The sequence below is a fragment of the Pirellulales bacterium genome (assembly GCA_035939775.1).
GTDB lineage: Bacteria > Planctomycetota > Planctomycetia > Pirellulales > DATAWG01 > DASZFO01.
In genome coordinates this window covers 1-8,293 of the sequence record DASZFO010000072.1, presented here as the reverse complement: position 1 = coordinate 8,293, position 8,293 = coordinate 1, and the positions used below count along the sequence as shown (strand labels likewise).

9 protein-coding genes are annotated in these 8,293 nt (G+C 62.8%); 5 read left to right on the top strand and 4 right to left on the bottom strand.

Features of this window, described 5'->3' with window-relative positions:
- The 4 genes from VGY55_04130 to VGY55_04115 form a co-directional block, all read right to left on the bottom strand.
- Positions 1–629 (bottom strand): hypothetical protein (locus VGY55_04130; protein ID HEV2969154.1); only part of this gene is annotated, 629 nt, incomplete at its 3' end.
- Between the two features lie 195 nt (positions 630–824).
- Entirely contained in the window at positions 825–2,024 is a 1,200-nt protein-coding gene (locus VGY55_04125; GenBank protein HEV2969153.1) for a pilus assembly protein TadG-related protein, read from the bottom strand.
- Between the two features lie 128 nt (positions 2,025–2,152).
- The gene (locus tag VGY55_04120; GenBank protein HEV2969152.1) at positions 2,153–2,683 is read right to left on the bottom strand and encodes a TadE/TadG family type IV pilus assembly protein; all 531 of its coding nucleotides are present in this window, start codon (positions 2,681–2,683) and stop codon (positions 2,153–2,155) included.
- 12 nt (positions 2,684–2,695) lie between these two features.
- Complete coding sequence (locus tag VGY55_04115; GenBank protein ID HEV2969151.1) at positions 2,696–3,157, bottom strand: TadE family protein; 462 nt, start codon at positions 3,155–3,157, stop codon at positions 2,696–2,698.
- Positions 3,158–3,456: 299 nt separating this feature from the next.
- On the opposite strand from VGY55_04115, the gene VGY55_04110 reads away from it, so the two are divergent.
- The 5 genes from VGY55_04110 (at position 3,457) to VGY55_04090 (ending at position 8,091) form a co-directional block, all read left to right on the top strand.
- Complete coding sequence (locus VGY55_04110; GenBank protein HEV2969150.1) at positions 3,457–4,152, top strand: hypothetical protein; 696 nt, start codon at positions 3,457–3,459, stop codon at positions 4,150–4,152.
- Between the two features lie 197 nt (positions 4,153–4,349).
- Positions 4,350–4,847 (top strand): hypothetical protein, encoded by a 498-nt coding sequence (locus VGY55_04105; GenBank protein HEV2969149.1) that lies wholly within the window; start codon positions 4,350–4,352, stop codon positions 4,845–4,847.
- Positions 4,844–5,791: a sugar phosphate isomerase/epimerase gene (locus tag VGY55_04100; GenBank protein ID HEV2969148.1), complete on the top strand. Its 948-nt coding sequence runs from the start codon at positions 4,844–4,846 to the stop codon at positions 5,789–5,791. The genes VGY55_04105 and VGY55_04100 overlap by 4 nt, the downstream gene beginning before the upstream one ends.
- Before the next feature lie 159 nt (positions 5,792–5,950).
- Positions 5,951–6,682: a DUF2071 domain-containing protein gene (locus tag VGY55_04095; GenBank protein ID HEV2969147.1), complete on the top strand. Its 732-nt coding sequence runs from the start codon at positions 5,951–5,953 to the stop codon at positions 6,680–6,682.
- A gap of 173 nt (positions 6,683–6,855) precedes the next feature.
- Positions 6,856–8,091, top strand: a complete 1,236-nt coding sequence (locus VGY55_04090) for a GspE/PulE family protein (GenBank protein ID HEV2969146.1) — start codon at positions 6,856–6,858, stop codon at positions 8,089–8,091.
- Positions 8,092–8,293: the final 202 nt, after the last annotated feature.

Here is an 8,293-nt window from a genome sequence, read left to right as displayed (position 1 = left end):
CCGCCTATCAACATGGCCATCAGCGCTAGCGTCCAAGCGGCCGGCTCGGGGACGGGAGCGGTGATGTTGATCGAGCCGTTTTGCAGCGTGGCAGCCAAAGGGTTGTTCGATCCATCGAACAGCGCGGTGCCGACCGGGAACGTCGGGGGCGAATAGCTGATAAAAGTTAGCGGGAAGCTGCCAAAAGCGCCCGCGGCCACGTGATAGTCGATCAGCAACAGGCCGCTGCCGTCGGCCAAGGTCGGTAGCGACGAAGAGGAGGGGGCGAAATCGGTGCCCTCCACGATCCGGCCCGAATTCAGGATCGCGCTGGCCGGCGTTTGCGGATGGAACAGATAGGGATGCGAAGTGGGGGTGGCGTTGGCCGGAACGGTGAAGGTGACGCCCGGCACCGTCGGCAACTGTAATTCCACGTTGTCAGCGCCAACTTTCGGCGGCGAGGTCTCCGTGCTATGCACATAGACCTCGAAGCTGCCGCTCTGGGCCGTCGCGGAATATGGAAGGTTGACTGTCGGCGCCGTTATGATAATCGCGGCCGAGCAGGTGTTCGAAACGAACGCCGCGAGGAGGAAAATGGCAAGCAAGCTCGCTCCGGCGCGAAGGAGCGTGCGGCGTCGAGTTGAAAACATTAGCAGCCTCTCCTTTAGTGTCCCAGCTTTCCATGCTAGTCGGAACGGCGGGGCTGTCAACTGTATCGAGATTTAGAACCCTTCACAAAACCGCTTGAAGGAAGGGGACAGTCGCCGGTTTGGCTCCGCCGACCATCGCCGCGATGGCGCCCGCGCAAAATGGGGATCATCCCGGGGAGGTCGTGGAAGAGGTATTTATTGCGTCAGCTTCGGGGTCGTGAAGGTCGTAACCAGTGTCGCTGTCGTGCCGGCCGGTGTGGCCGACGATTGATCGTAGACCGCCGTCGGATCCATCACCGCAACCGGCTGAATGTAGGCATCGCTCGATTTATCCAATTGAGTAATCTGCACGCCAACGAACTCCACGATGTTGTAGTAGGAGTTTGAACCGTGGCCGCCGCTGCCGGGCGTGGCCGTTCCGGTGCTGTCGTCCGTCGCCTGGTAAGTCGCCCCGCTGGCAGCTTCCTGAGCCGCCCCGGGCGTTCCCACCACAGGTTCGAAGATGGGCAGCAAGAAATTCTGTCCGACCGTCAAGGAATTCAGATCCGAGGCCTTGAACCCCGGCACTCCCTTCCAGTTCCAGACCGGGGTAGTGGGCTGCGTCAATGGCAGGAGATTCGCGCTTTGCAACGTGGCGAGGTCGCTGGCCCCCAGCCCGTTGTCGATCCAGCCTTTAATCGCGCTGGCCGAGTTCGAGGAATCGTCGAGGCTCAACATGCCGAAGTTTCCCGGCGCGCCGGTTGGGCTGGGATAGACCTGCATTTGCGGCGCGCCGTTCGATCCCGCGTGGGTTGTTCCGTCGCTGGAAACGCCGGATTGGATGAATGTGTTCCAGGCGTTGATGTCCATCGTCATGGGTAGAACACCGGCTGTGGTCGGAGGCGTCGCTTGAAAGTTGACGACATTGGCGGTGAAAATCGTCGCCGCGGCGGTAGCCGTAACGGGAGTCGAGTTGACTCCGAAGATCGGAGCAAAGAATAATTTGAGTTGCCCATTGGCATTGCTGTCGAGCCGCATCGTCACCTTGACTGTGTTCGGAAAGCCCGAGTACGTCGGCGACGCCGTGAAATTATTACTCGCATCGGTGAATCCGAATTGAATATCGGCATCGTTGAGCGCGAGCGAACTCACTCCCCCGGCGGTGTTGTAACTGGCGAAGTTCTTGGCGTACGTCTTGGCGTTGGATTCGGCGGTGCTGAGAATCGTGCTCTGCAGGGTCTGACCGGGCAGCGAGTATTGAACGAAGCCGTTCATCAATTGCTCGGCCCCAGCCAAGGCGGCGGCGTCGGCCGTGCTTTGCAAGTCGCTCCGAGATTGAACGATCCAGGCAATGTCGAGTGCGAACGCCACCATTCCCATAAACGGGACCAAAAGAAGCGCGACCAACGTGACCACGGATCCGCGCCGTTGTAAGCCGCCTTCACGGCGACGAATTCTCTGATGTGGCGATGTGCGGTTCATAAAGATCTGCCTTGGCAAATGCCTGCGAGTGCTTTGAAGATGCGGTGAATGGCGCGGCGAGGTTAGTTCTGTCTCAACATGGCGACGCTGTCTGACTCGATCGAAGTTGAATTCAAGAAATACTCCCCCGCCCAGAACGTGTCGCTCGTTGGAATCGCGACCTTGACGGTGATCTTGTCGTTCTGCTTGGCGGTGCTGCAATCGGCCGTGGCGCCGTTGACCTGGATCGTGATCGTGGCGTCGGCGGCCGGAATCCCATTGTCCGACAGAATGTTATTGACTTCGGCAGTCACGTCGCTATTGGCCTTCTGCGGCTGAATGCCCGTGCGGCAGGCCTTGCGGGCGGCATCGTTAAGCAATTGCTTGACCATGATGCCGCGTGTGAGTTCGAACGTCCCGAGCACGAGCATCGCCAAAAAGGGGGCCAGCACCGCGAACTCGACGGCCGCGATCCCGCGGCGTGGGGCCGACGCGGCCGCGCGGCATCGTCGGCCGCGGCGCGCGGAATTTGCACCGGATTCTGCCGAGCAAGCCCGTCGCAGATCGCTTCGGGCGTCCGCCGAGGGACTCAAGGTGCTTCTTGTTCCAGACATAGGCTGGCCGCCTCACTCTCTGCGCAAAGTGTATTGGCCGGAGAGCGTCATACCGCCCAGGAACTGCTGAAACGGCATCCAGCTTATCGAGCTGGCCGGGATCGAGGCTTTCACGGTAATCTCATCGCCTGCTTTGGAGTTGGACGCGTCCGTCGAGCCGTCGTTCACCTGCACATTGATGGTTTCGGCGCTGACGCCGACCCCCGTTAGGCTCTGCTTGACGGCCGTGGTGATCGAGGCGGTCGACGTCCCTTCGATGATTCCCGAGCGGCATCCGGCCCGCGCCGCGTTCGTCAGAAGATGCACGGTCATCAGTCCGCGGCCCAACTCCAAGACACCGAAAAATAGCAGAAACACGATTGGTCCGACGAATGCGAATTCGACGGCGGTAGTGCCCTGGCGAGTTGAGGGCTTTCGCCCGCGACCGTGTTCGGCCGGGGCGCGAGAACCCAAATGAGAAGTGGTCGCTGGCATGGGGTCGCCCCCGCTCGCCGACAGTGTGGACGGAAGAATCCGCGCGCCGCCGCGGAATCTGAACCGCGATCTATTGCCGAATACTTACTTGCTGAGAGTCCGCCACTCTCACGGCAATAGAAACCCTAGGTCGGAAAGGGTCGTCGGGCAAATAAATCCATTCGAGAAAGCTTTGCGATCTCGCGCACGTCGCAGTGGAAACGCTTGCCCGATTCGCAATGTGCCGGCGAACGAACACCCAATTGCTTCAAGTCATGCCAGCGCGGTAGAATGCGGCCGGGGCGAGGGAGGGTGAAACGATGGATCGATGGATTCTCCGCGGCGTGGTGATCGGTGCGATTCTAACGGCTTCTCCGGCGGCGGCTTTCGCTCAAGTCCGCGCTGCCACCGTGGTGCAACTGCCAACGTTCCGTTTCTTCGCCGTCAGCACGACCGTCGAAGTTCCTGACAGCGGTGGGGCCGAATTCGGCGGCTTCGGCGACGGCGCTTCCGGCCGAAGTGAAAACGGCATCCCCGGGCTTGGCTTCCATCCGTTCAACAACGCGGCTGGTGGCGCGGCGCGCGGCGCGAGCAATATGAGCGTGAGCGCCGAGATCCATGATTTCGAGGCGGCAGACCGCCAGCTTCTCGGCGGCGATTTCAACCAGCGCGCCGACGCTTCGCTCATGAAGCTTCCGATCATGCTCCGCTCGGCCGAGAGCCAGGGGCCGCGCGAGCAGTCGGCATTGGCGACCGATTCGGCCGGCGGCCAAAGCCTTGGCGACATTCGCCGTCAGCAGGCCGCCGAAGACTCCGCCTGGCAAGAGGAAGCGACTCGCCTATTCGATCAGGCCAGCGCATTGCAAGCCGCGGGAAAGACGGGGGTCGCCAAAATCTACTATCGAATGGCCGCCCGCCGCGCCACCGGCAGCCTCAAGGAGCGCGCCCTGGCGGCGCTCGGCAAATTGAACAGTTCGGCTCAATCGGCCTCCGCCGAGCCAGCGGCGCATCGGTAGCGGAATTCGCAAGAATTCCGGGACCGGCTGCGGCGGGCGAGAGCGTAGGGTGTGTCGAGCGCAGCGCTGACGCACCTGAAGTTCGCTGGCGGCCCGGTGCGTGTGCGCGGACTTGACGCACACTACGCCGGCTTGCGAATTCATCTACGGGAATTCGCCGCTTTGACGGCCACTCGCTCGGCGATCATACTGTCAGGATGCCAGCACGTCCTGAGATCTCGAACCCGATCACAGCTCTGACCGAGGTCGTCCGCGAGGCGATCACCGACTCGCGCTGGCTGGTCGCCCGCGCCGTCTTTCGCGGCGCCGCTGTTGGATCTGGGGGCGCGCTCGTGATGTCCACCTTGATCGGCGTGGCGGCGGTGGTCGGCATGGTTGACGAGGGACTCTCGCCGCAGTCCATCGCTCAGCAGATGCACGGGCAACTCGACATTCGTTGGTTCGTGACCGTCGGCGATTTGCTCATGGCGATGCTCGCCGGCTACGCCGCGGCAGTCGTCGCCGGCCAAGCCTATCTGCGGCACGCGATTGCGGCCGGCGGCGCGACGCTCGGCATGAATCTGCTCGTAATCGCACTGTGCGGCAGCCCGCTGTCGTTCTGGCACGCGGCGGCGAGCCTGGCCCTGATCGTCCCCTGTGCCGCGCTGGGCGGATACCTCGCGTCACCAATCATCGAACGCTCATCCACGAAATGAAGCGACTTACTCGACGTGATCTGTTGGCCCGGGCGGGGTCCACAGCCGGCGCTTTGGCGGCGATAACGAGTTTGCCGATCGCGACCGCGGTCGAGCCCCGCGACGACGCGATGCCGTTCCGGATTGGGCTGAACACTAGCACGCTGCGCGGCCAGAAACTGCCGCTGGCCGAACTCGTCGAGACTGCCGCTAAGGCTGGCTATCAGTCGCTCGAGCCTTGGATCAGCGAGTTGGCGGACCACGTCAAAGGTGGCGGGTCGCTCAAGGACCTTGGAAAGCGGGCCCAAGACCTCGGGCTCACCGTAGTGAGTTCCATCGGTTTCGCCGAGTGGATCGTCGATGACGACGCTCGGCGGGCGAAGGGGCTCGAACAGGCCAAGCGCGACATGGACCTCGTGCACCAATTCGGCGGCCTGCGAATGGCCGCCCCGCCGGCCGGCGCCACGAACGTCGCCAATCTCGATCTATCCAAGGCCGCCGAGCGTTATCGCGCGTTGCTTAACGCGGGGGAGCGAATCGGCGTCGTGCCGGAGGTCGAGGTCTGGGGCTTCTCGAAGACGCTCACTCGGCTCAGCCAGGCCGCCGCCGTGGCCATCGACAGCGGGCACCCGTCGGCCTGCGTCTTGCCCGACGTTTTTCACCTTTACAAGGGAGGCTCGGATTTCGCCGGCCTCAAGCTGTTGAGCGGCCAAGCAATCCACGTGATTCACGTGAACGATTATCCCGATCTGCCGCGAGACAAGATCAAGGACGCCGACCGCGTCTTCCCCGGCGACGGCGTCGCGCCGCTGGCCGCCGTGTTCCGCGATTTGCGCGACGCCGGTTTCCGCGGCACACTGTCGATCGAGCTGTTCAACCCGAACTACTGGCGACAGGACCCCAAACAAGTCGCCCGCACGGCCCTCGAAAAAACCCGCGCTCTCGTCGCCGACGCGTTGCGATAGACTCTCGGGACGACTACCCAATCCTTTTAATCCTGTCAGAAGAATTTGGACAGGATTAACGGGATTCACACGATTATTTTCTTGTACCGGGGTTAAATGCTTGCTCCGTTTCGCGGTAAGTTGCGAGAAAGACAGAAATTCGAATATCAGGCCTCGACCATGCGAATCCCGATTGTCCGCGGTTTGATTGATCGGCGGGTTCTGGTCAACTTCCGGATTGATCCCGACGTTATGGCTCGGGTGCTGCCGCCGCCGTTTCGACCGCAGGTGGTCGGCTCGTTTGGCATCGGCGGGATCTGTTTGATTCGGCTCAAGCATTTGCGGCCGCGGTTTCTCCCGGGCGTCGTCGGCATCGCTTCCGAGAATGCCGCCCACCGCTTTGCCGTCGAGTGGGACGGCGCCGGCGGACGCGTCGAGCGCGGCGTCTACATCCCGCGGCGCGATTCGTCCTCGTGGTTCAACGTGCTCACCGGCGGCCGGCTGTTTCCTGGGATGCACCATCACGCCCGGTTCGATGTCGAAGAGCGCCACGACGCCTATCGAATCGCCATCGACAGCGACGACCGCCAAACGCATTTGGCGCTCTCGGGGCGCATTGCCGACGTGCTTCCGGCCGACTCCGCGTTTGGCACTCTCGAGCGGGCTTCGGAGTTCTTCGAGAAGGGATCGCTCGGCTATTCGGCGACGGCTCGGTCTGGGCGGTTTGACGGACTGGAACTCCGCAGCTTCACCTGGTCAATGACGCCGCTGGCCGTCGACCGCGTAGAATCGAGTTTCTTCGCCGACCGCACCAAATTCCCGGCCGAATCGATCGAATTCGATTCGGCGCTGCTGATGCGCGGCATCGAGCACGAATGGCATGGCCGCCAGATGCTGTGTTGCAGTGCCTGATCGATTCGCCGGCGACGCTGCCATTGTCGGTATGTCACGGCACCCCCACCGCATCCCTCTCCCAGAGAGAGAGGGAGCAGGTTGTCGAACCGCGTCTAGTTTGGCCAGGGGGCTTGCGATTACAATGGCAGTCGACGCTTTTCACGGGCCGACTCTGGCTTTTGGGATCCTCGATGCACCAATCCGCGTTTCAGATTCTGTCGGATCGATTCCGTGCGCTCGATCCGTCGGACGCGCAATACGCGACACGGTTCGTCGAAGTCTTGCTCGAGACGGCTCGCGCGCTCGAAGCTAGCGATATCCATTTGCAGCCGACTCCAGACGGGCTGGAGCTGCGGCTGCGGATTGACGGCGTATTGCAGCCGCTGGGAGTCTTTCCCTCGGGAGTGGCTGCGAACATCGTGGCCCGGCTCAAGGTGCTCGCCGATTTGTTGACCTATCGCACCGACGTGCCGCAGGAAGGGCGAATCCGGGCGGCCGGACAGGTCGAGATGCGGGTCAGCGCGTTTCCGACACTGTACGGCGAGAAGGCGGTGGTGCGGCTCTTCGCGGGCGGGCGGTTCCTGAAACTGGACGACCTGGGTTTGCCTAATGAAATCACCGTTCGCTTGCGCCACTTGCTTGCCGAAACCGCCGGTGCGATCCTAGTTACCGGACCGGCCGGAAGCGGCAAGACCACGACGGCGTACGCGTCGCTGCGCGAGTTGGTCGCTTCCTCCGGCTCGGGCCGCAGCATCGCCTCGCTCGAAGACCCGATCGAAACGGCGATCCCGGGCGTCGCTCAATCGCAGGTCAATCCGGCAGCGGGCTTCGATCTGGCCACCGGCTTGCGGTCGCTCATGCGGCAAGACCCGGAAGTGATCTTAGTCGGCGAGATTCGCGACCGGGCAACCGCGGAGATCGCATTCCAAGCGGCGTTGACCGGCCAACTCGTGCTCAGCACCTTCCACGCGGCCAGCGCCGCCGGCGCTATCAGCCGGCTCTCGGACATGGGCATCGAGCCTTATCTGCTTCGCAGCGGAGTGCTCGCGATCGTCTCGCAGCGGCTCGTTCGGAAACTTTGCGATTGCCGCGAACCCGTTAACGACGACGTTGGGCTGCTCGGTCTGCCGGCCCGCCAGGGCTGGTCCGCCGTGGGTTGCGAGCAATGCGGCGGCAGCGGCTATCGCGGGCGCATGGTGCTGGGCGAGATGTTCACCGCCGATGCCAGCGAATTGGGCCGCGCGATCCTGACGAAATCCGATGCAGCGGCGCTCGAGCGTCTCGCGGTCTCCGCCGGCATGGTCACGCGCTGGCAGCGCGCGATCGCGGCGGTCGAAGTGGGAGCGACGAGCGCGGCCGAAGTCCGCCGCGCACTTGGTTTCGGCGGTTCCGCCGACGCGAGACAAGAGCAGTTGCTGGACGGATGATGCCGCAACAGACGTAGCGGAATGCGCCAGAGTTCCATGGGCGGCTGCGAGAGAGCGCCAGTGAAATCTGGCGAACTGGGTATTTACTTGACTCCACCGGACACTAGTGGTTGTGGTCCGATCAGGCGATCGAAGGGGACAGGGCCGATTTGCAAGGCCTGTTGTGCCAAGCGGTAGAACAGTTTGCCGCGCGAGGCGGAAT